A 20,837-nucleotide genomic window follows, 5' to 3' on the forward strand; every position below is an offset into this window, starting at 1 on the left:
CCGATAGCCTTCGGCCATGACCTCCCTGCCCCGCGGCAGAGCCGCCAATGGACATCGCCGTCGCGCCGTTGCCGCTCTCGGCGCCGTTTCCGCCGGACTCCTCGTCCTGTCCGCCTGTGACAAGCCGACGCCGCTGACCACCGTCACGGTCGGCAGGAACTCGGTGAGCTCCGAGACCGACTGCTACAACGACGGCAACGCGGTGAAGACCGCGGACCTGGCGAAGTGCCTGAAGTCGAAGGACATCAAGTCCATCACGGTCGACCCCGACGAGACCGTCCGGTTCGGCGTGGACCCGGACGTCGCGGACCAGGGCTGGACGATCCTGATGAACGGTCAGCCGCTGACCGACTCCAGCAAGAAGACGTACCGCACCATCCCGGGCAGCGTGTTCTTCAACGCGCAGTACGGCGCCAGCGGCGACTCGACGCTCGTCTCCATCAAGGCGGGCGAGAAGGACGTGACCGGCCTGTGGTCCTTCAAGCTCAAGAAGGACAAGGACGCCTGATCGCCGTCACGGGGCCGCACGTTCTGGTGGCCACCGCGGTCCCGGCCGAGCGGGACGCGGTGGCCGGGGCGTTCGCGGCCCGGCCGCGCCAGGTGCGCCTGCCCGGGGCGGTCCTGGAGCGGCTGTCCCCCGAGGCCGGCGGTCCGGCCGACGCGGGTGTCACCCTCGATCTGCTCGCGGCGGGTGTCGGCCCCGCCCTCGCCGCCGCCTCCACCGCCGCCGCGCTGACCGCGGCGGCCCTCACCGGCACCCCCTACGACCTCGTCGTCTGCGCCGGCATCGCCGGCGGTTTCCAGCCCGAGGCACCCGTCGGGTCGCTCGTCGTCGCCGACGAGATCACCGTGGCCGACCTCGGCGCGGACACCGCGGACGGCTTCGTCCCGGTCACCGGCCTCGGCTTCGGCACCGTCAGCCACCGTCCGCCGGAATCACTCGTACGAGAGCTCACGGCGGCGACGGGTGGACGGTCCGGGACGGTGCTCACCGTCTCCACCGTGACCGGCAGCGCCGCCCGCGCCGCGGAACTGCGTGCCCGCCATCCCCGTGCCCTGGCGGAGGCGATGGAGGGCTTCGGGGTCGCCGAGGCCGCCGCGGCCCAGGGTGTGCCCGTCCTGGAGGTCCGCGCGGTGTCCAACCCCGTGGGCCCGCGCGACCGCGCCGCCTGGCGCATCGGCGACGCTCTCGCCGCCCTCGCCGAGGCCTTCGGGAAGCTCGCGCCCGTACTGGAGAGTTGGAACCGACATGACCGCACCGACTGAGTCCCTGCAGATCGCCTACTCGCCCTGCCCGAACGACACCTTCGTCTTCGACGCCTGGGCCCACGGCCGGGTGCCGGACGCGCCCGCGCTCGACGTCACCTTCGCCGACATCGACATCACCAACGGCATGGCCGAGCGTGGCGAGTTCGACGTGCTGAAGGTGTCGTACGCCGTGCTCCCGTACGTCCTGGACAAGTACGCGCTGCTGCCGTGCGGGGGCGCGCTGGGGCGGGGCTGCGGGCCGCTCGTGCTGACCCGCGAGGCCGACGCCGACCTCACCGGCCGCACCGTCGCCGTGCCGAGCGAGAGGTCGACCGCGTACCTGCTGTTCCGGCTGTGGGCGGCGGACACCGTCGCGGGCGGGGTCGGCGAGATCGTCGTCATGCCGTTCCACGAGATCATGCCGGCCGTGCGGGACGGGAAGGTCGACGCGGGACTCGTCATCCACGAGGCACGTTTCACCTACCAGAACTACGGGCTGCACAAGCTCGCCGACATGGGCGAGCACTGGGAGCGGACCACCGGGCTGCCCATCCCGCTCGGCGCGATCATCGCCAAGCGCTCGCTGGGCGACGAACGGCTCCAGGACCTGGCCCGGGCGGCGCGCGCCTCGGTCCGTGCCGCCTGGGACGACCCGGAGGCCTCCCGCCCCTACGTGCTGGAGCACGCCCAGGAGATGGACCCGAAGGTCGCGGACCAGCACATCGGCCTGTACGTCAACGAGTTCACGGCGGACCTCGGCGACGACGGCTACGCGGCGGTCCGCGGCCTCCTCACGCGCGCGGCGGCCGAGGGGCTCGTGCCGCCCCTCGGACCGGACTCGCTGGACTTCCCCTGACGGACCGCGGGCGGCCGCGGGGCGGGGCTCGCAAGGATCACACGTCGAGCTGGTCGGCGACCGCCCGCAGCAGGCCCGCGATCTTCTTGCCGGACGTCTTGTCGGGGTAACGGCCCTTCTCCAGCATCGGCGTGATGTTCTCCAGGAGGGTCGTCAGATCCTGGACGATGGAGGCGAGTTCGTCCGGCTTGCGGCGCTGCGCCGCCGCGACCGAGGGGGTCGGATCCAGCAGGGTCACCGAGAGCGCCTGATCGCCCCGCTGACCGGCGACGACACCGAACTCCACGCGCTGGCCCGGCTTGAGAGCATCGACTCCGGCGGGCAGGACCGAGGAATGAACGAAGACGTCGCCGCCGTCGTCGCGGGAGAGAAAGCCGAAGCCCTTCTCGCTGTTGAACCACTTGACCTTGCCGGTAGGCACGTCTGTCCTCGTCCTCGTACTCGTCGGAAACTGCTCGGGAAACTGCTCGGGCCGTCGCGAGTGCAACTGCCCGTAAACGGCTCTGGATAGCACTACAGCGGGTCGTCGGACCCGCCGGTACCAAGGCTAATGGTCCGGCGGCTGGTGACAAGACGTCGCTGGATTGTTCCTTCGCGCTGGGAACTACCCTGGTCGGGTGCGTGACAAAACCCAAGCGAATTCCGCCGAAGCCGGTGACCGGCTGATCCGTGTCGGTGCCATCGTCTTCTTCGTCGGAGCTTTGGCCACACTGGTCACCGTGGCCCCGCTACTGCTCGGAACGACTCCATTTCCGACCTACATGTTCGGATTGAGCATGCTCATGGGAGTCGGATTCCTGTTGGCCGGAGCCGGAGTGCTCCAGTCGATCGCCGCGGGCCGCCGCCGGGCACGCGCCGCGCGTTCCTGAGGCACACCGGACGACGGGGCGCCGCGCGGCGGCACCCCGGGCGGTGGTGTGCCCCCGTCACTGCCGGCGGTAGCTCTCCAGCCACGCCGGGAACTCCGTCAGGTCGGTGAGCACGACGTCCGCGCCCGCCGCACGCAGCTCCGCCGCGTCGCACGGCCCGGTGGTCACGGCGACGGAGTACGCGTCCGCCGTGCGGGCGCCGCGTACGTCTCCGGTGTGGTCGCCGACGTACACGCTCGCGCCGTACTCGCGCAGCGCCTGTGCCTTCTGCTCGGCCCACAGGTCGCCGACGACGGCGTCCGCCTCGATGCCCAGGTGCTCCAGGTGCATCTTGGCGTTGGGCTCCCACTTCGCGGTGACGACGAGGGCCCGGCCGCCCGCGGCCCGCACCGCCGCGATCGCCTCCAGGGCACCGGGCATCGCCGGTGTCCCGGTGATGGCGTGCGCGGGATACATCTCGCGGTAGAGGTCCGCGACGGCCGCGACCTCCTCGGCGGGGAACCAGTTGACGAGCTCTTCCTCCAGCGGCGGCCCGAGCCGTGTGATCACCAGATCGCAGTCGATGTAGGTGCCCGTGCGCGCGGAGAGCGCCCGGTAGCAGGCCTGGATACCGGGACGGGAGTCGATCAGGGTCATGTCGAGGTCGAAGCCGACGGTCGGCGCGGGGGAAGTCATATGGGCCATTGTGCCCACCGGCTCCGGGCGACCGGAGGTCAGCGTCGGCGCTGGGACCGCCACACCAGGTACAGGGCGGAGGCCACGGCCGCTGCGCGGACCACCCAGGGCCACGTCTCGGTGAGCGCGTCCTTCATGTGCCCCTCGGCGACGGGCTCGCCCCAGCGGCCGTTCGTACGGCCCCACAGCCACACGAGGCCGCCCGCGACCGACAGGCCGGGCATGACGAGGACCGCCCACTTCGACTCGGCGGGCGTCAGCCGGCGCGAGGCGTAGGCGATGAGCCAGCCCAGCGCCAGGGCGAACCAGTTGCCGAGGACGGCCCCGGCGACGAGGAGTCCCGCGGCGAGCAGCAGCAGCGGGTTGCTGTAGCCGCTCAGGCGGGGCAGCAGGCGGCGCCGGCCGGCCTCCTCCTCGGCGGGCTGCGCGGCCTTCTCGGCCTCCCCGGCCGCCACGGCGTCGCGGACCTCGGGCACCGCCTCCGCCGCGGGCTTCGCCGCCCCGTCGGCCTTCTCCCGGGGCGGCGGCTTGAGCAGCTCCGGGATCTCCACGCCCCCGACGAAACCCGGCACGCTCTCGCCGGGCCCGAACACGCTGCTGTCCACCCGCCACCAGTCGGGCTGCGTCGCGCTGTCGCCGAGCTCCGCCGCGCTCGCGAGGTGCGGCGGGGACGGGGCGTCGGCCCCGGTCGACTCCGGCTCCGCGGGGCGGGGTCGCGGCACGACGCGGCGCAGGCGGCCCCGGGGCCGCTCGTCCGGTTCGGCGGCGCGCTGGGTGGGGACGGCGGCGCGGGGCTCCGCGGCGGGGCCCGCACCGTCGCCACGCCCGGCCGCCGCGACGATCTCGTCCGGGGTGCCGAGACGGTCGAGGATGCGGCGGACGGCGGCGGGGCTGTCGACCGCGGCCTTCGACCGGCGCCGGTCGATCTCGTTGCGCAGCTCGGACACCAGGCGCATCCGTGTCGCGGACGGCAGCTGGCGCTGCTGGGCCAGGTCGCCGACCCGGCTCAGGTAGTCGAAGACGAGCTGGTCGCTCTCAATCCCCACGAAGTCCCCTCCGGGGTGGTCGCGTTGGGTGCCCGGTGGTGACGGTACCGGTTTTTCCGCCCCCTCCGCCCCTGCCCGTCCCGTACCCGGGGCTCCGCCCCGGACCCCGCTCCTCGATCGGCAAAGGGGCTGGACTGTGCCCTCCAGGGCCGGAGAGCCCCAGCCCGTCCGGCGATTGAGGACGAGGCCGTCCAGGCCGATACGGGGGCCCGGGGGCGGAGCCCCCGGGAACGAGGGACGGGCGAGGGCGGAGGGGGCGAACCGGCTCTGTGGCCGGAACCAACCGCTACCGTTGGCAGGATGAGCCCCGAGACGACCGCTCCGCGTTCCCTGGCGGAAGCCCTGCGCGCGCGGGACGACGTCTCGCTCTCCGCCCTCCTCCGCTCCCGCCCCGACCTGATCACGCCCGTCCCCACGGACCTGACCCAGCTGGCGACCCGCGCGGGCACCCGTGCCTCGGTGGTGCGGGCCCTGGAGCGCCTGGACCGGTTCGCGCTCCAGACCGCGGAGGCCCTCGCGGTGGCGGCGGACCCGGCGACGTACGACGAGCTGCTCGGCCTGATGGCGGGGGACGACGGCGATCCGACGGTCACCGCGGCGTTCCCGGGCGCGCTCGCCACGCTGCGCGAACAGGCGCTCGTCTGGGGCCCCGACGAGCGGCTCCGCCTCGTGCGCACGGCGCGGGAGCTGCTCGCGCCGTCCCCCCAGCACCCGTCGCCGACGGGCCTGGGCCCGACCGTCGCGGAGGCCACGGCCGGCATGTCGCCGGGGCGCATCCAGGAGATCGTGGCGGAGGCCGGACTCGCGACCACCCACGACTCCGTGTCGGCGGTCGCGTCACTGACCGACCTGTTCACCGACCGGGTCCGGATGTCGGCGCTCCTGGACGAGGCCCCCGCCGAGTCGGTGGACGTGCTGTCACGGCTGGTGTGGGGTCCGCCCTACGGGCAGGTGACGGCCGATCCGGCACGCCATCTGCGCTGGCTGACGGACCACGGACTGCTGCTGCCCACGGCGCCCGGCACGGTCGTGCTGCCCCGGGAGGTCGCCCTGCACCTGCGGGCGGGCCGCGCGCACCGGGTGACCGAGCCGCTGGCGCCGCCGGTCGAGGCCGCGGCGACGCATCGTCCACAGGTTGTGGACGCGGCGGCGGCCGGCCAGGCGTACACCGCGCTCGCGACCGTCGAGGAGCTGCTCAAGGACTGGCACGAGGGCGGACCCGCCGTGCTGCGGGCCGGCGGGCTGAGCGTCCGGGACCTGAAGCGGACGGCGGTGGCGCTGGACGTGGCCGAGCCGATGGCCGCGTTCTGGGTGGAACTCGCTTACGCGGCGGGCCTGTTGGCATCGGACGGCGAGGCCGACGAACGGTATGCGGCGACGCCCGCCTACGACGAGTGGCTGGAAATGCCCGCCGCCGAACGCTGGGCGGGGCTCGTCTCCGCCTGGCTGGCCGCGACCCGGACGGCGGGCCTGGTCGGCGGGCGGGACGCGAAGGACCGCGCGCTGTCGGCCCTCGGCCCCGGCCTGGACCGGTCGGCGGCGCCCGAGGTCCGCCGCCGGGTCCTCGCCCTTCTCGCCGGCCTCCCCGAGGGCGCGTCCCCCGCACCGGACTCGCTCCTCGGCCGGCTGCGCTGGGAGCGCCCGCTGCGCGGCGGCCAGTCCGCCACGGACGATCTGCGGGTCCGCCTGGCCCGGTGGACCCTGTCCGAGGCGGAGCTGCTGGGCGTCACGGGCCGCGGAGCGCTGTCCGCGGCCGGACGGGCGCTGCTCGGGCTGCCGACGCCCTCCTCGAAGGCCGGACAGCACGAACCCGCGGGGCCCGGCGACAAGCTTCCCGCGCACCGGCACCACCACCCCGCGCCCGCCGCGCCGCACTCCCCCGCCGACCAGGCCGCGGCGGCCTCCCGAGCCACACGGCTCCTCGCCCCGCTCCTGCCGGAGCCACTGGACCACGTCCTTCTCCAGGCGGACCTGACGGCGGTCGCTCCGGGCCCGCTGCAACGACCGCTGGCGGACACACTGGGCGTCCTCGCGGACGTGGAGTCCAAGGGCGGGGCGACGGTCTACCGGTTCACGCCCGGCTCGGTGCGCCGCGCGCTCGACGCGGGCCGCTCGGCGTCCGACCTGCACACCTTCCTCGCCGCCCACTCCCGGACACCGGTGCCGCAGCCGCTCGCCTATCTGATCGACGACGTGGCACGCCGGCACGGCCATCTGCGGATCGGCGCGGCCTCGGCGTACGTCCGCTGCGACGACGACGCGCTGCTGAGCGAGATCCTCGCCGACAAGCGCTCGCAGGGGCTGCGGCTGCGCCGTCTCGCCCCCACCGTCCTGGCCGCCCAGGCGGATCCCGCGGCGCTCCTCGAAGGCCTGCGGACCATGGGTTTCGCGCCCGCCGCCGAGTCCGCGGAGGGCGATGTCGTGATCACCCGGGCGCACGCCCACCGCACCCCGCCGCGCACCGCGCCCGAGCCCGTCCCGGACGGCCCCCCGGTCCCGGACGCCACCCTGATCGGCGCCGCGATCCGCGCGATCCGCGCCGGCGACATGGCGTCCACGACCCCGCGCAAGCAGACCGACCCGGCCGCCGACCACCCCGGCGGCGACCTGCCGCGCACCGGCTCAGCCGAGACCCTCGCGACCATGCAGGCGGCGGTCCTGACCGGCGAGTCCCTGTGGATCGGCTACGTCAACGCCGAGGGCGCGGCCAGCCAGCGCGTCATCGCCCCGATCCGCGTCGAGGGCGGCTTCGTGACGGCGTACGACCACACGGCCGACGAGGTGCGCACCTACCCGCTGCACCGGGTGACGGGCGTGGCGGAGCTGGCGGACGAGGAGGCCTGAGCGACGGCCCGGCATGATCGGCCGGAGGTGCGGCACACTGGACGTTTGGCCGGTCGTCCGCGCGGGACGCCGGCACGCAGAAAGGGACGGGCGTGAACGGACCCCTCATCGTCCAGAGCGACAAGACACTGCTGCTCGAAGTCGATCACGAACTGGCGGACGCCTGCCGCCGGGCCATCGCGCCGTTCGCCGAGCTGGAGCGCGCGCCCGAGCACATCCACACCTACCGGGTGACGCCGCTCGGGCTGTGGAACGCACGCGCCGCCGGGCACGACGCCGAGCAGGTCGTCGACGCGCTCGTGGAGTTCAGCCGCTACCCCGTGCCGCACGCCCTGCTGGTGGACATCGCGGAGACGATGGACCGCTACGGGCGGCTCACCCTGAGCAAGCACCCCGCCCACGGTCTCGTCCTGACCACCACCGACCGGCCGGTGCTGGAAGAGATCCTGCGGTCCAAGCGGATCATCCCGCTCGTCGGCGCCCGGATCGACCCGGACACCGTCGCCGTGCACCCGTCGGAGCGCGGGCAGATCAAGCAGACGCTGCTGAAGCTGGGCTGGCCGGCCGAGGACCTCGCCGGGTACGTCGACGGCGAGGCGCACCCCATCGAGCTCGCCGAGGACGGCTGGGCGCTGCGGCCCTACCAGAAGCAGGCCGTGGAGAACTTCTGGCACGGCGGCAGCGGCGTGGTCGTCCTGCCCTGCGGTGCCGGAAAGACGCTGGTCGGCGCCGGGTCCATGGCCCAGGCCAAGGCCACCACGCTCATCCTCGTGACCAACACGGTCTCCGCCCGCCAGTGGAAGCACGAACTGGTCAAGCGGACCTCGCTGACGGAGGACGAGATCGGCGAGTACAGCGGTACGCGCAAGGAGATCCGGCCGGTCACCATCGCGACGTACCAGGTGCTGACGACGAAGCGGAAGGGTGTCTACCCGCACCTCGAACTCTTCGACTCCCGCGACTGGGGCCTCATCGTCTACGACGAGGTGCACCTGCTGCCGGCGCCCGTCTTCAAGTTCACCGCCGACCTCCAGGCCCGGCGGCGCCTCGGCCTGACCGCGACGCTCGTCCGCGAGGACGGCCGCGAGTCGGACGTCTTCTCGCTGATCGGGCCCAAGCGGTTCGACGCGCCGTGGAAGGAGATCGAGGCGCAGGGGTACATCGCCCCGGCGGACTGTGTGGAGGTGCGGGTCAACCTCACCGAGTCGGAGCGGCTCGCGTACGCCACCGCCGAGACCGAGGAGAAGTACCGCTTCTGCGCGACGACGGCGACCAAGCGGAAGGTGACCGAGGCGCTGGTGCGCCGCTTCGCCGGGCAGCAGATCCTCGTCATCGGCCAGTACATCGACCAGCTCGACGAACTGGGCGAGCACCTGAACGCGCCGGTGATCAAGGGCGAGACGAGCAACGCGCAGCGGGAGAAGCTGTTCGACGCCTTCCGTGAGGGCGAGATCAGCGTGCTCGTCGTGTCGAAGGTCGCGAACTTCTCCATCGACCTGCCCGAGGCGACCGTCGCCATCCAGGTGTCGGGGACGTTCGGGTCGCGCCAGGAGGAGGCCCAGCGGCTGGGCCGCGTCCTGCGTCCGAAGGCCGACGGCCACCAGGCGCACTTCTACTCGGTCGTCGCCCGCGACACCATCGACCAGGACTTCGCCGCGCACCGGCAGCGGTTCCTGGCGGAGCAGGGGTACGCCTACCGGATCGTCGACGCGGACGAACTGCTCGCGGAGGGCTGAGCCGCCGCGGGGCGCGCCAGCAGGGCCAGCAGGACCAGAGCGAGCAGCGGGTAGGGCGAGGCGAGCGGCTGCTGCCACCAGGGGAGCCGGAGGTCCAGGTCCCCCCGGTGCGGCACCAGCCAGAGCGTGCGGGCCATGAAGACGGCGGCGACCGCGCCCGCCGCACGCGGGCCGTGCCCGGCGTACAGCACGGCGATCAGCGGGACGCACCACACCCAGTGGTGCGACCAGCTGATCGGGCAGATCAGCAGGGCGGTGAGCGCGGTGACGAGGACGCCGCGACGCTCGTCGCCGGTCCGGCGGGCCAGCCACAGTCCCGCCAGGGCGGCCGCCAGCGCGGGCACCGCCCACAGCGGGCCGGGCGCCGGGTCCCCGAGGGCGCGGGCGATCATCCCCTGGAGCGACTGGTTGTCGACGATCCACGCCCTGCCCACGCGGCCGGTCTCGAACAGGCGCCGGGTCCAGAAGCCGACGCTCGCGTCGGGCAGCACCAGCGCGCCCAGCAGGACCGTGCCGGCGAAGGCCGTCGCGGCGGTGGCCGCCTCCCGGTGGCGGCGGGTGAGGAGCAGGTGGACGACGAAGACGGCGGGGGTCAGTTTCACCCCGGCCGCGACGCCGAGCGCGATGCCCTTGCCCCGGGCGCCGGGGGGCCGTGTCAGGTCCCACAGGATCAGGCAGACGACGGCGAGGTTGACCTGCCCGAAGAGGACCGTCTGGAAGACGGGTTCCAGCCACAGGGCGAGCGCGGTGGCCGCGCCGAGCAGGGGCAGCCGCACCGGAAGCCCCGCGAGCCGGCAGGAGAGCCGCACCAGCACGGCCAGCAGCGCGAGGTTCCCGGCGACGAAGACCGCCTTGAGGACGCCGACGGGGAGCAGGGCGGCCGGGACGAACAGGAGCGCCGCGAAGGGCGGGTAGGTGGCGGGCAGCCGCCACTCGGTGACGGTGAACCCGTACAGGTCCCGGCCGCCCAGCACGGCCGCGCCCTCGGCCCGGTAGACCAGCACGTCGGCCATGGGGGCGTGCGTGCCGACGCACAGCAGACAGAAGGCGAGGACCGAGCAGCCGGCGAGAAGGCCGGCGAGGGGACCGGCGGTCAGGTGCGGGACGAGCCGGGCGCGCGGCTCGGTCCGCCGGGACCCGGCACCCACGGGCGTGCGAGCGGGCTCGGTGCCCCGCTCGGGCACCTCGGACGAGCGGGCGGGCACGGCGCCGGGGTGCGGGCGCGAGGGGACGGGACGCACGGCAGCGGGGCTCGGGTGCGTGGGGACGGGCTCGGGTTCCGCGGCGGCGGCTCCGGGCGGTCGTCGGGCGGTCACTTTCCGTAGCGGCACGAAGTGACCCTAGTGGGCAGAGGCCCCCGTCCCCGCCCGCGGCTCACCGCAACGGGCCACCCGCCTGCGGCCCGGCTCGCGTGGTGCACCGCGTCGCGGGTGCGAGCCCGCGGGCACGACCCCGCGCGCAGATCGCCGCACCGCGGGCAGGCCCCGCCCGCGGGTCATCTGCCGGGGGCACGGGTCCGCGCGGCGGGTCACCGCCGTCGTACACCCGCTTCCTCGCCGTACTCGCCGAGGAGCACCACTCCGAAGGCCGCCTCCGCGAACACCTTCACGGCGCGCAGGGCATCGCCGAGGCGGTGGCGGTGGTGGGCGCCGGAGGAGAGGGCGGTCGCGCCGCGGTGCGGACCGTGAGGACCGGAGGCTGGGTTGAAGGTCGCTGCGCTCATGTATCCATGGTGGGATCCCGGGCCCCGGATGGCCTCGGCCCATGGACCGAACCTGGACACCCCCCAGGTACACCCCCGGGGTACCCCTCGTACGCCTCGCGACGGACCCCGACCCCTAGGGACCCGGGGCCGGCACCCCTGAGGCCGCGGCGACCGGCCCCGTCACCGTGCCCGCGGGTCCCCGGAAAAGCATTGGCCCAGGCCGCGCCCCCTCGCCTACAATCTCCGCTCTTGCCCGCCTCCCGTCGTGGAGTGCCGCCGCCCGGCCGGAAACCGGACGGCACCCAGGAGTCACCCACGAGGTACCACTCACGCAGCAGGTTTCCGGAGGCATCGCCTTGTCCACCCCGTCCGACCAACCGCTCGGCTCCGACGACCCCCTCTCCCGCGAGCGAAGCCACCTGACCCGGTCCCGCGCCGCGCTGCGCGCGATGCGCGAGGACGTGGAGAACCTCGACATCAGCGACGTCACCGCGAACTGGGTGAACGCCGAGGTCCTGCACCGGCAGATCGACGAACGCATCAAGGCCCTCGCCGATCTCAGTCACACACCGCTGTTCTTCGGGCGGCTCGACTACCTGCACGCCCCGGGCGCCGACCGGGCGGAGGGCGCCGAGGGCGAGCGCTTCTACATCGGGCGACGGCACGTGCACGACGCCGACGGCGACCCGATGGTGATCGACTGGCGCGCGCCGGTGTCGCAGCCGTTCTACCGCGCCTCGAAGAACGACCCGATGGACGTCGGCCTGCGCCGTCGGTTCGGCTACACCGCCGGCGACCTCACCGCGTACGAGGACGAGCACCTCTCCGACCCGGCCGAGGCCGCGACCACCAGCAAGCTGCTCCAGCAGGAGATCGAGCGCCCGCGCGTCGGCCCGATGCGCGACATCGTGGCGACGATCCAGCCCGAGCAGGACGAGATCGTCCGCAGCGGGCTGTCGGGGTCGGTCTGCGTACAGGGAGGTCCCGGCACCGGGAAGACCGCGGTGGGCCTGCACCGGGTCGCCTACCTGCTGTACGCCCACCGGGAGCGGCTGGCCCGCACCGGCACCCTCGTCATCGGGCCGAACAAGTCCTTCCTGCACTACATCGAGCAGGTCCTCCCCGCCCTCGGCGAGCTGGAGGCGCGGCAGGCGACGGTCGACGACCTCGTCGCGCATGTCGAGGTGCGCGGGAGCGACGGCGCGGCGGCCGCCGTGATCAAGGGCGACGCCCGGATGGCCGAGGTGCTGCGCCGGGCCGTCCGCTCCCACGTGACCCTGCCGACGGAGCCGGTCGTGGTGGTGCGCGGCTCCCGGCGCTGGCGCCTTCCCGCGTACGAACTGGAGGAGATCGTCCGGGAGTTGCTGGACCGGGACATCCGGTACGGCGCCGCGCGGGAGGCCCTTCCGCAGCGGATCGCACACGCCGTGCTCGTCCAGATGGAGCGCTCGGGCGAGGCGCCGGACGACCGGGTGCAGGACGCGGTCGCCCGCAACACCGCCGTGAAGGCCGCGGTCAAGGCGGTGTGGCCGCCGGTCGACCCGGCCAAGCTGGTGCTGCGGCTGCTGTCGGACGCCGACTTCCTCGCCGCGCACGCGGAGGGGCTCCTCGACGAGGCGGAGCAGAAGGAGATCCTCTGGGAGAAGCCGGCGCGGAGCGTGAAGTCGGCCAAGTGGTCCCCGGCGGACGCGGTGCTGGTCGACGAGGCCACCGACCTCGTCGAGCGGACGCACTCCCTGGGGCATGTGGTGCTCGACGAGGCGCAGGACCTCTCCCCGATGCAGTACCGGGCCGTGGGGCGCCGCTGCACGACCGGTTCGGCGACGGTGCTCGGGGACCTCGCGCAGGGCACGACGCCCTGGGCGACGCGGAGTTGGGCCGAGGCGCTGCGCCACCTCGGCAAGCAGGAGGCCGCGATCGAGGAGCTGACGGCGGGCTTCCGTGTGCCGACGGAGGTCATCACCTACGCGTCCCGGCTGCTGCCGCACATCGCGCCCGGGCTGGCACCGGTGGCGTCGGTGCGTGAGAACCCGGGCTTCTTCGAGGTGCGGGCGAGTTCGGGTGACTCCGACGTCGTCCGGGCCGTCCGGGAGCTGCTCGGCCACGAGGGCTCGATCGGGCTGATCGCCGCCGACGCCCGGATTCCCTTCCTGGCCGAGGAGTTGGCGGCGGCGGGGCTCGGGTATCTCGGCCCGGGCGAGGAGACGACGGCCGAGACCCGGCTGACCCTGGTGCCGGCCTCGCTGGCCAAGGGCCTGGAGTACGACTACGTGGTGCTGGACGAGCCGCGGGCCGTCGTCGACGGGGAGCCGGACGAGCGGACGGGGCTGCGCCGGCTGTACGTGGCGCTGACCCGTGCGGTCTCGGGCCTGATCGTCACGCACGCGGCACCGCTGCCGCAGCAGCTGGGTTAGGGGGTTTCGTTCGGATCAGCCCGGATCCGACCTGATCCGAACGCCCCCTGGACACCGGTGGCCCCCGGCGAGACGCGCCGGGGGCCACCGAAATGCGTGCGGGTGCCGCTACTTGAACTTGCGGCTGGTCGCCAGGTAGACCTGCTTGGCGTTCTTGCCGAGGCGCGGCCCGGTGATGAACGACTTGCGGTCGCTGAGCGAGTTGTTGGAGACCAGATAGGTCCGGCCGTTGTGCGACATGAACCAGGGGCCGCCCGAGGCGCCGCCGTTCATCGTGCAGCCGATCATGAACTGGGCGGGGACGTTGCGCGCCAGCACGAAGCGCTTGGTCGCGCCCCGGCAGTCGTACATCTTCGATCCGTCGTACGGGGCCTCGGCGGGGTAGCCGCGGACCTTCATGTTCTTGACCTTGTTGGCCGCCGGGGCGTTGAACCAGACCGGCAGTGCCGAACCGAGGCGCTCCTGGAGGGACTTGCCGCCGTTCTCGGGCTTCACGTGCAGCACGGCGTAGTCGTAGCCGGCGGCCGCGTTGCCCTGGTGTCCGCCACCGGCGATCCACTGGGAGGACGTGGTCGCCCAGTTCGCCCACCAGATGCCGTACGGGGAGACGGACTTGGCGCGCGGGTCGGTGATCTGCCGGTTGCTCAGCCTCGCGCCGTTGTTGAAGGAGGGGACGAAGGCGATGTTGCGGTACCAGCCGCCGCCCTTGCCCGCGTGCACGCAGTGGCCGGCGGTCCACACCATGTTCGACTTGCCCGGGTGCGCCGGGTCGGTGACGACCGCGGCGGAGCACACCATGCTGCCCTGGGGCGAGGTGAAGAACAGCTTGCCGACCGGCGGGGCGTAGTGGTGGTAGGTCGCCTTCACCTTGGTGGCGGCCTTCCGCTTCACCTTGCCGTCGGGCAGGTACGAGGTGGCGCTGCTGCCGGAACCGGAACTGGTGCTGCCCGCCTGGGCGACCGGGATGCTGGCCTTCGCCTGCGCCATCCGCTCCGGCGTCCAGAAGTCCTTGATGTACGGGTTGGCGAAGTCCTCGGCCTTGGAGGCCCAGTCGCCGAAGTCCTTCCAGCCGCCGTTCTTCCACTTGTCCAGGGCGTCGCCGCTCAGGTCGGTGGGGATACCGGCGGGCAGCTTGTAGCCGCCGAGCGAGGTGGACCCGTCGTCGTCACCGGTGTCGACGTTCTTGTCCGCCTGGGCGGACGACGTGGGCTGCGAACCGGCCGCGTCGTCGTCCTTCTTGCTGTCACAGGCCGTGGTGGTGACCATGATGGCCGCGATCACGGCTGCGGCGGCCGCGAGCGAGCGGCTGCGTATGGATGGCATGGAGCCTTTCCCCCTGTTGCTGCGTGCGTCGTGTCGCGCGCACCCGTCCGGGCCGCGCGCCCCACGTACGTATTGTCATGACCCGGATCAGATCCGGGCGTCTTTACTATGCACGCACGGGCCCGCGCGGAGATCGCCGGGGAGCACTCAGCACACAACAACTACGCGGCGGATATGGATCCGTGACCTCGCACCGCCCGCCGGGAGCCGACGAGGGCTAGGCGTCCAGAACCGTCCGCCACTGCCGGACCGCGTCCACCGAGACGGGTCCGCTCCAGCCGCCCGGGCGCGCGGCACCGCCGATGTGGAAGGCGTCGATGCCGGCGGCGCGCAGCTGCGGCACATGGTCGAGGCGCAGCCCGCCACCGACCATGATCCGCGGCTCGTAGCCCGGTTCGCCGCTCCGCGCGGCCTCGACGACGAGCGTGGACAGTCCGTCGTCCACGCCCGCCGCGGAACCGGCGGTCAGATAGGCGTCCAGACCCGGCAGGTCCGCGAGCTGCTTGCGCAGGGCGTCACGGTCGGCGGCGCGGTCGATGGCGCGGTGGAAGGTCCAGCGGCAGCCGTCGAGTTCGGCGACGATCCGCTCCACGGCGGCCAGGTCGGCACTGCCGTGCTCGTCGAGGAAGCCGAGCACGAACTCGTCGGCACCCGCCGAGCGCATCTCACCGGCGACGCGTACGAGCGTGTCGACGTCGCCCGCCGCGAAGCCGTCCGCCAGGCGGAGCATCACGCGCAGCGAGATGTCGACGGAGGCGCGAATGCCGGCGAAGGTCTTCACCGGCGGGGTGAGTCCGTCGGCGGCCATGTCGGTGACCAGCTCCAGCCGGTCCGCGCCTCCCGCCTGGGCGGCGACCGCGTCCTCCACGCCGAGGGCGATCACCTCCAGGACTGCGCTCTTGCGCTCGCTCATCGGACCTCTTCCCTCAGGCGGCTACAGGTCTAGTCCAATCCCAGAGTACGCGTCCACGATGTTCTTCGTCCCCTCCGCCCCTGCCGAATCCCGGCCCGGCCCTTGACCGGACGCGCAGCGGGATCGGCGAGGGGCGGAGCCCGTGGGCCCGGTCCGGGACCGGAACCCCGGCGGGCCCGGCCGCGGAGACCGCGACGGCCGCCGGCGTCAGCCGAAGAGGTTCAGCTCCTCCTCCTTCGCGCCCGCCAGCTCGTACCGCGCCCCGTCGACCGGCCGACCGGAGCACAGCCGTACGAGCGTGGCGGAGTCGCCGAGATAGCGGGCCGGCGGCCGGTCCCCCGGCACGCTTCCCAGCCGCAGCGGCTCGTCGACGTCGTCGAGGTCGGCGTGCAGCGGCACGCGCTCCTTCTCCCGGCTGATCCGCACGAGCAGCGTCAGCGCGTACGGCAGCCCGGCGCCCCCGTAGGCCCCGGGTGCGCCGAGCGTCTCGCGCACGTCCCCGGCGTGCACCCACTCGCCGAGCGCGATGCCGTCGAGGACGCCCCCGGCCCCGGCGATCACCGGTCCGGCCTCGGTCATGCCCCGTTCCAGTTCGTCGACGACCTCGCCCGTGGACCAGCCGGCGCGGTCGGCGATGTCGCGGTCGTTGGACTCGGGACTGAACACCCCCGGCTCGAAGCGGCTCTCGACCACCCGCATCAGCACGGCCGAGCAGTGCGCGAGCAGCTCCCGCACGCTCCAGCCAGGACACGCGGCGGTCGGCAGCGCGAAGTCCGCGCCCGGGCGGGCGCGCAGCAGCGGCAGCAGCGCGTCGCGCTCGGCGAGCAGGAGCCGCCCGGGGAGTTCGGGGTCCCTCACGTCGTACGCATCTTCAGAAACCATGGCTCCACGCTAGGCACGGCACCCGCGCGACGGCGAGGACAATGACGACACGAACGGGCCGCGCCGGGACCGGCGAGGACCGGCACGACGGACAGGACCGAGGAGTGGGGCGGGTTGGACGCGATGGACGAGACGGCGGCCGGCGGGCGGCGGCACCCGGCCCACGAGGATCTGGAGAAGCGCTGGGAGGCGACGGTCCGGGCCGCCCGCGACACCGGGGAGCACGACGCCCTCGCCGCCCCCTCGCCGCACCCCTACGCGGCGAACCTGCTGGCCCGCTGGGCGGAACCCCAGCGCCGCTACCACACCACCGATCACCTCGTCGCGGTCCTCGACCACATCGACGTCCTGGAGGAGTACGCCGAGGACCCGGCCGCCGTGCGGCTGGCGGCCTGGTTCCACGACGCCGTCTACCTCCCCGACCGCTCGGAGAACGAGGAGCGGTCCGCCCGGCTCGCCGAGCGCGCCCTGCGCGAACTGGGCGTCGGCCCGGCCCGCACCGACGAGGTCGTCCGGCTCGTCCGGCTCACCGTCACCCACGCCCCCGCGCCCGACGACACCGACGGCGCCGTGCTGTGCGACGCCGACCTGGCCGTCCTGGCCGCTCCGCCGGAGGCGTACGCCGCGTACGCGGCGGCCGTGCGCGAGGAGTACGGCTTCGTCCCGGACGACGCGTTCCGCGCGGGCCGCTCCGACGTCCTGCGGCAGCTCCTGGCGCTCCCGAAGCTCTTCAGGACGCCCTACGGGGAACGTGAGTGGGAGGAGCGGGCGCGCCGGAACATCGGCGCCGAGCTGGAACGCCTGGGCGCGTGACCGCCCGTCCCACCGGGTCCGTCCCGCCCGGTCCGGCGGACCCGGCGGGACGGGGAGCGGAAAACCGGTTCGACGGTGAGCCCCGGACCACGTACGAAGGGGGCATGCCCCCGATACCCCGCCCGTCGGACCCCGAGCGGGCCGCCGCCTCCGCTCCCGTCCCCGCGTCCGGCCCGGCTCCCGCCGCCCGCCGGCCCCGCATGCCGCTGGCCGTGTACGTCCTCGGTCTCTCCGTCTTCGCCCTCGGTACCAGCGAGTTCATGCTCTCCGGTCTGCTGCCGCCGATCGCGGACGATCTGCACGTCACGATCCCGCGGGCGGGCCTGCTGATCTCCGCGTTCGCGATCGGCATGGTCGTGGGGGCGCCGCTGCTCGCGGTGGCGACGCTGCGGCTGCCCCGCCGCACCACCCTCGTCGGTCTCCTCGCGCTCTTCGGCCTGGGCCAGGTCGCGGGCGCGCTCGCGCCGACGTACGCGACGCTGTTCGTGTCGCGTGTCGTCAGCGCGCTCGCCTGCGCCGGGTTCTGGGCGGTCGGGGCGGCGGTGGCCGTCGCGATGGTCCCGCCGGACAGCCGGGCCCGTGCGCTCTCCGTGATGATCGGCGGGCTGTCGATAGCCAACGTGCTGGGCGTGCCGGCCGGCGCCTTCCTCGGGGGCGGCCTGGGCTGGCGGGCCGCCTTCTGGGCCGTGGCCGCCGCGTCGGCGATCGCCCTCGTGGGAGTCGTCACCCTCGTCCCGCGCATCCCGCTCCCCGAGCAGAGGCCGCGCCTGAGGCGGGAATTGCGGATCTTCCGCGACCGCCAGGTCTGGTTGTCCATCTGCATGATCGCGCTCGCCGCGGCGGCGGTCTTCTGCGCGTTCAGCTATCTCGCCCCGCTCCTCACCGATGTCGCCGGGCTGGACGACGGCTGGGTGCCGACCGTGCTGGCCCTCTTCGGGGTCGGCGCGTTCATCGGTACGGCGATCGGGGGCCGTCTCGCCGACGCGCACCTCTTCGGCGTCCTGCTCGCCGGCCTCGCGGCCGACACGGTGGTCCTCGTCGCGCTCGCCCTCCTCGGGCGGTGGGCGGTCGCCGCCGTCGTGCTCTCCTTCCTCCTCGGCATCGCCTGCTTCTGCACGGCGCCCGCGCTCAACGCCCGCATGTTCAACGTGGCCACGGCGGCCCCCACCCTGGCCGGTGCCACGACCACGGCCGCCTTCAACCTGGGCAACACCGGCGGTCCCTGGATCGGCGGCACGGTCATCGACGCGGGGTTCGGGTACGCGTCGACGGCGTGGGCGGGAGCGGCCCTGGCCGCGGCCGCCATCGGCGTGACCGCGCTCTCGCTGCGCCTGCACCGCCGCGCGGGGAACGGGAATTCACGGGTCGTGACCGCGGCCGGCACGGCGAACAATTCGGTACGTACGAAGGCGTGAGGGGACCTATCCTCGCCCGCATGGCAGACATGGGCGGGGATCAGGTGGCGGAGGCCGTCGAGGGAAGCGTGGCCGTGCTGCGCGCCGCGGCCGGGCTGGACTGGGAAGGGGCCCAGGCGGGCCGTCTCGCATGGAACTGCCGGCGGACGGCGGAGCACATCGCAGGTGATCTGATCGCGTACGCGGGGCAGTTGGCCGGGCGGGCCACCGAGGCGTACGTGCCCTTCGAGATCGTGATGGAGGACGGCACCGACCACGCGGGTGTCGTCGACGTGATCGGGACGACGGGCGCGCTGCTGGCCGCCGCCGTGCGCACCACGCCGCGCGAGGTGCGCGCGTTCCACCCGTACCCGTTCCGCAGCGCGAACCGCGAGGGCTTCGCCGCGATGGGCGTCGCCGAGGTCCTCCTGCACACCCATGACATCGCCGAGGGCCTCGGACTCGCCTACGAGCCCCCGGCCGCGCTGTGCGAGGCCGTGCTGACCCGGATCTTCCCGCACGTCCGGCCCGGCCCCGACCACTGGCGCACCCTGCTGTGGGCTACCGGCCGGGGCGACCTGCCGGGCCGCGCCCCGGTCACCGAGTGGCGCTGGAGCAACAATCTGGTGATCGGCACCGAGCGGCTCACCCTCCAGGGGGTCACCCCGGCCGCCGCGGCCGATCTGAGCACGGGCGGCACGGGCGGCTTCACGTGGATCGAGGGCGGTCCGTTCGAAGGCACCCGGGAGGCCGCCGGGATGGTCGTGAAGGCGTACGAGGGCGGGGTGCACCGGCCGGAGTGGGGCCTGTTCGTCCTGGTGCGGCGGGAGGACGGTCGTGCGGTCGGCGGCATGGGCTTCCACGGCGCACCCGACGAGGAGGGCCGTGCGGAGGTCGGCTACGACCTCGCGGAGCACGCCCGCGGCCACGGCTACGCGACCGAGGCGCTGCGTGCCCTGGCCGCCGAGGCCCTGGCCCGCGACGACGTCACGACCCTCTTCGCCGCCATCGACCGGGCCAACGCCCCCTCCCAGGGCGTGATCTCCCGTGCCGGGTTCACGCGGGTGAGCGAGGACGTCGAGCAGTACGCGTACGAACTGCGCGGCCTGGACCGCTCCTTGCGGCTCTACGCCCGCGAGAGCTGACCCGGCTCCGCGGCCCCGCCCGGGGCCGGTGCCGCCCGCACCCGCCCGCCGGGTCTGCGTCCATCGGCGCAGTCCCGTCCAGCGGAATGGCGTACCTCAGGCGGATCCGTGGCGTTCCGCACCCCCAGCGCCCGCGCCCGCTCCCGATAATGCCTTCACCGCGGCGTGCGCGCCGCGCCGTTGTCGTGGATCGGGGGAACACGATGAGCCGGCACGACCCGCAGCCGCAACCGCCCGGACCGCCCGCGCCCCCGGACCCCGGCCATCTGCTGGCCCGCACGGGGGTGCGGTGGACCATCATCGGCGTGCTGGTCAGCACCCTGCTGACGGTCGTCGGCCTGGTGGTGCAGGCGCGGCAGGGGCATGACGACACCGCCCGCGGGGGTTCGAGTACGGGCGCCTCCGGCACGAACGGCGGCCCCGGCCCGTCCGAGGTGACGCAGCCGGCGACGGCGCCGGCAACGTCACCGGTGGTCTCACCTCCCGACGACGGCAGCGGTCTGACGGCCGCCGAGCGCGCGCTGCGCGACTCGCTCAACAGCGACCAGTGGCGGCGCGAGAGCTGCGAGCGCGAGACGGCCCCCGGCGCGACGGCCGCACTGAAGTGCACGGTGACGACGTCCGACGCCGGCGCCGGGACCGTCACCACGAAGGCGGACATCGCGCTGTACCCGTCGAGGAGCAAGCTCCAGGAGGTGTACCGGAGTTATGCCGCGAACCTCCCGGAGGGCAACTGCGACCAGACCATGAACGTCCGCGGCACGTGGCACGAGAACGGTTCCTCCGCCCCCGCCGGGGACGTGGCCTGCTACACCGCCGACACCACCCGGTACGTCATCTTCTGCACGTACTACGACCGCCCGGCCCTGTTCCAGGTCACCGGTGCGGACCCCGCCGCGCTGACCAGCTGGTGGCACACGCTCGACCCGGTGTTCACGGACTGAGGCTCCGGCGGGCCCGGCCCGCCCCGGACT

General features: G+C 73.8%; 19 protein-coding genes. 11 read left to right on the top strand and 8 right to left on the bottom strand.

Annotated features, from left to right (window positions below; genetic code table 11):
• Window positions 1-16 precede the first annotated feature (16 nt).
• From ABEB03_RS12735 to ABEB03_RS12745, 3 genes are read left to right on the top strand one after another with little or no spacing between them, the layout of a single operon-like run.
• Window positions 17-508, top strand: coding sequence for a hypothetical protein (locus ABEB03_RS12735; RefSeq protein WP_051370938.1), 492 nt, complete (start codon window positions 17-19; stop codon window positions 506-508).
• Window positions 472-1,266 carry a futalosine hydrolase gene (locus tag ABEB03_RS12740; RefSeq protein WP_345646547.1) on the top strand — a complete coding sequence of 265 codons (795 nt, stop codon included), beginning with the start codon at window positions 472-474 and terminating at the stop codon, window positions 1,264-1,266. Before ABEB03_RS12735 ends, ABEB03_RS12740 begins: the two co-directional genes overlap by 37 nt.
• Window positions 1,250-2,104, top strand: coding sequence for a 1,4-dihydroxy-6-naphthoate synthase (locus tag ABEB03_RS12745; protein WP_345646550.1), 855 nt, complete (start codon window positions 1,250-1,252; stop codon window positions 2,102-2,104). The genes ABEB03_RS12740 and ABEB03_RS12745 overlap by 17 nt, the downstream gene beginning before the upstream one ends.
• A gap of 37 nt (window positions 2,105-2,141) precedes the next feature.
• Here ABEB03_RS12745 and ABEB03_RS12750 read toward each other — a convergent pair whose 3' ends face one another.
• Window positions 2,142-2,525, bottom strand: a complete 384-nt coding sequence (locus ABEB03_RS12750; RefSeq protein ID WP_028802852.1) for a cold-shock protein — start codon at window positions 2,523-2,525, stop codon at window positions 2,142-2,144.
• A gap of 196 nt (window positions 2,526-2,721) precedes the next feature.
• Between ABEB03_RS12750 and ABEB03_RS12755 the strand changes: the two genes are divergently transcribed.
• Complete coding sequence (locus ABEB03_RS12755; RefSeq protein ID WP_028802853.1) at window positions 2,722-2,973, top strand: hypothetical protein; 252 nt, start codon at window positions 2,722-2,724, stop codon at window positions 2,971-2,973.
• Between the two features lie 57 nt (window positions 2,974-3,030).
• On the opposite strand, the gene ABEB03_RS12760 is transcribed toward ABEB03_RS12755, so the two are convergent.
• On the bottom strand, window positions 3,031-3,657 hold the full coding sequence (locus ABEB03_RS12760) for an HAD family hydrolase (protein ID WP_345646557.1): 627 nt from the start codon (window positions 3,655-3,657) through the stop codon (window positions 3,031-3,033).
• A 29-nt stretch (window positions 3,658-3,686) separates the two neighbouring features.
• The gene (locus ABEB03_RS12765; RefSeq protein ID WP_345646561.1) at window positions 3,687-4,694 is read right to left on the bottom strand and encodes a hypothetical protein; all 1,008 of its coding nucleotides are present in this window, start codon (window positions 4,692-4,694) and stop codon (window positions 3,687-3,689) included.
• Window positions 4,695-4,994: 300 nt separating this feature from the next.
• On the opposite strand from ABEB03_RS12765, the gene ABEB03_RS12770 reads away from it, so the two are divergent.
• Together ABEB03_RS12770 and ABEB03_RS12775 are read left to right on the top strand one after the other, a co-directional pair.
• The gene (locus ABEB03_RS12770; RefSeq protein ID WP_345646564.1) at window positions 4,995-7,538 is read left to right on the top strand and encodes a helicase-associated domain-containing protein; all 2,544 of its coding nucleotides are present in this window, start codon (window positions 4,995-4,997) and stop codon (window positions 7,536-7,538) included.
• A 92-nt stretch (window positions 7,539-7,630) separates the two neighbouring features.
• A complete protein-coding gene (locus ABEB03_RS12775; protein WP_095935095.1) occupies window positions 7,631-9,274 on the top strand; it encodes a DNA repair helicase XPB in 1,644 nt (547 codons plus the stop codon).
• On the opposite strand, the gene ABEB03_RS12780 is transcribed toward ABEB03_RS12775, so the two are convergent.
• Both ABEB03_RS12780 and ABEB03_RS12785 read right to left on the bottom strand, forming a co-directional pair.
• Window positions 9,232-10,287 carry a glycosyltransferase 87 family protein gene (locus ABEB03_RS12780; RefSeq protein ID WP_345647012.1) on the bottom strand — a complete coding sequence of 352 codons (1,056 nt, stop codon included), beginning with the start codon at window positions 10,285-10,287 and terminating at the stop codon, window positions 9,232-9,234. The two genes, ABEB03_RS12775 and ABEB03_RS12780, sit on opposite strands and share 43 nt — an antisense overlap.
• Window positions 10,288-10,802: 515 nt before the next feature.
• Window positions 10,803-10,997, bottom strand: coding sequence for a hypothetical protein (locus tag ABEB03_RS12785; protein ID WP_028802859.1), 195 nt, complete (start codon window positions 10,995-10,997; stop codon window positions 10,803-10,805).
• Between the two features lie 338 nt (window positions 10,998-11,335).
• Here ABEB03_RS12785 and ABEB03_RS12790 point away from each other — a divergent pair, with 338 nt between their 5' ends.
• Window positions 11,336-13,393: a HelD family protein gene (locus ABEB03_RS12790; RefSeq protein WP_345646570.1), complete on the top strand. Its 2,058-nt coding sequence runs from the start codon at window positions 11,336-11,338 to the stop codon at window positions 13,391-13,393.
• Between the two features lie 108 nt (window positions 13,394-13,501).
• On the opposite strand, the gene ABEB03_RS12795 is transcribed toward ABEB03_RS12790, so the two are convergent.
• From ABEB03_RS12795 to ABEB03_RS12805, 3 genes are all read right to left on the bottom strand, one after another.
• Window positions 13,502-14,716: a trypsin-like serine peptidase gene (locus tag ABEB03_RS12795; RefSeq protein ID WP_345646572.1), complete on the bottom strand. Its 1,215-nt coding sequence runs from the start codon at window positions 14,714-14,716 to the stop codon at window positions 13,502-13,504.
• 217 nt (window positions 14,717-14,933) lie between these two features.
• Window positions 14,934-15,629, bottom strand: a complete 696-nt coding sequence (locus ABEB03_RS12800) for a copper homeostasis protein CutC (protein WP_345646574.1) — start codon at window positions 15,627-15,629, stop codon at window positions 14,934-14,936.
• Window positions 15,630-15,836: 207 nt separating this feature from the next.
• The gene (locus ABEB03_RS12805; RefSeq protein ID WP_345646577.1) at window positions 15,837-16,511 is read right to left on the bottom strand and encodes a maleylpyruvate isomerase family mycothiol-dependent enzyme; all 675 of its coding nucleotides are present in this window, start codon (window positions 16,509-16,511) and stop codon (window positions 15,837-15,839) included.
• 123 nt (window positions 16,512-16,634) lie between these two features.
• Between ABEB03_RS12805 and ABEB03_RS12810 the strand changes: the two genes are divergently transcribed.
• The 4 genes from ABEB03_RS12810 (at window position 16,635) to ABEB03_RS12825 (ending at window position 20,807) form a co-directional block, all read left to right on the top strand.
• Window positions 16,635-17,324: an HD domain-containing protein gene (locus tag ABEB03_RS12810; RefSeq protein WP_345647015.1), complete on the top strand. Its 690-nt coding sequence runs from the start codon at window positions 16,635-16,637 to the stop codon at window positions 17,322-17,324.
• A gap of 200 nt (window positions 17,325-17,524) precedes the next feature.
• Complete coding sequence (locus ABEB03_RS12815; RefSeq protein WP_345647018.1) at window positions 17,525-18,739, top strand: Cmx/CmrA family chloramphenicol efflux MFS transporter; 1,215 nt, start codon at window positions 17,525-17,527, stop codon at window positions 18,737-18,739.
• A 20-nt stretch (window positions 18,740-18,759) separates the two neighbouring features.
• Window positions 18,760-19,863, top strand: a complete 1,104-nt coding sequence (locus ABEB03_RS12820; RefSeq protein WP_345646580.1) for a GNAT family N-acetyltransferase — start codon at window positions 18,760-18,762, stop codon at window positions 19,861-19,863.
• A 203-nt stretch (window positions 19,864-20,066) separates the two neighbouring features.
• The gene (locus ABEB03_RS12825; protein ID WP_345646583.1) at window positions 20,067-20,807 is read left to right on the top strand and encodes a hypothetical protein; all 741 of its coding nucleotides are present in this window, start codon (window positions 20,067-20,069) and stop codon (window positions 20,805-20,807) included.
• Window positions 20,808-20,837 lie beyond the last annotated feature (30 nt).

Source organism: Streptomyces siamensis (assembly GCF_039543605.1).
Lineage (GTDB): Bacteria > Actinomycetota > Actinomycetes > Streptomycetales > Streptomycetaceae > Streptomyces > Streptomyces siamensis.

What these genes read in the sequence shown, in the direction of transcription:
- ABEB03_RS12785 (WP_028802859.1), bottom strand. Translation starts at nt 10,997, where the DNA reads ATGAGCGCAGCGACCTTCAACCCAGCCTCCGGTCCTCACGGTCCGCAC.
- ABEB03_RS12760 (WP_345646557.1), bottom strand. Translation starts at nt 3,657, where the DNA reads ATGGCCCATATGACTTCCCCCGCGCCGACCGTCGGCTTCGACCTCGAC.
- ABEB03_RS12825 (WP_345646583.1), top strand. Translation starts at nt 20,067, where the DNA reads ATGAGCCGGCACGACCCGCAGCCGCAACCGCCCGGACCGCCCGCGCCC.
- ABEB03_RS12745 (WP_345646550.1), top strand. Translation starts at nt 1,250, where the DNA reads ATGACCGCACCGACTGAGTCCCTGCAGATCGCCTACTCGCCCTGCCCG.
- ABEB03_RS12795 (WP_345646572.1), bottom strand. Translation starts at nt 14,716, where the DNA reads ATGCCATCCATACGCAGCCGCTCGCTCGCGGCCGCCGCAGCCGTGATC.
- ABEB03_RS12820 (WP_345646580.1), top strand. Translation starts at nt 18,760, where the DNA reads ATGGCAGACATGGGCGGGGATCAGGTGGCGGAGGCCGTCGAGGGAAGC.
- ABEB03_RS12800 (WP_345646574.1), bottom strand. Translation starts at nt 15,629, where the DNA reads ATGAGCGAGCGCAAGAGCGCAGTCCTGGAGGTGATCGCCCTCGGCGTG.
- ABEB03_RS12780 (WP_345647012.1), bottom strand. Translation starts at nt 10,287, where the DNA reads ATGGCCGACGTGCTGGTCTACCGGGCCGAGGGCGCGGCCGTGCTGGGC.
- ABEB03_RS12770 (WP_345646564.1), top strand. Translation starts at nt 4,995, where the DNA reads ATGAGCCCCGAGACGACCGCTCCGCGTTCCCTGGCGGAAGCCCTGCGC.
- ABEB03_RS12815 (WP_345647018.1), top strand. Translation starts at nt 17,525, where the DNA reads ATGCCGCTGGCCGTGTACGTCCTCGGTCTCTCCGTCTTCGCCCTCGGT.
- ABEB03_RS12805 (WP_345646577.1), bottom strand. Translation starts at nt 16,511, where the DNA reads ATGGTTTCTGAAGATGCGTACGACGTGAGGGACCCCGAACTCCCCGGG.
- ABEB03_RS12735 (WP_051370938.1), top strand. Translation starts at nt 17, where the DNA reads ATGACCTCCCTGCCCCGCGGCAGAGCCGCCAATGGACATCGCCGTCGC.
- ABEB03_RS12810 (WP_345647015.1), top strand. Translation starts at nt 16,635, where the DNA reads ATGGACGAGACGGCGGCCGGCGGGCGGCGGCACCCGGCCCACGAGGAT.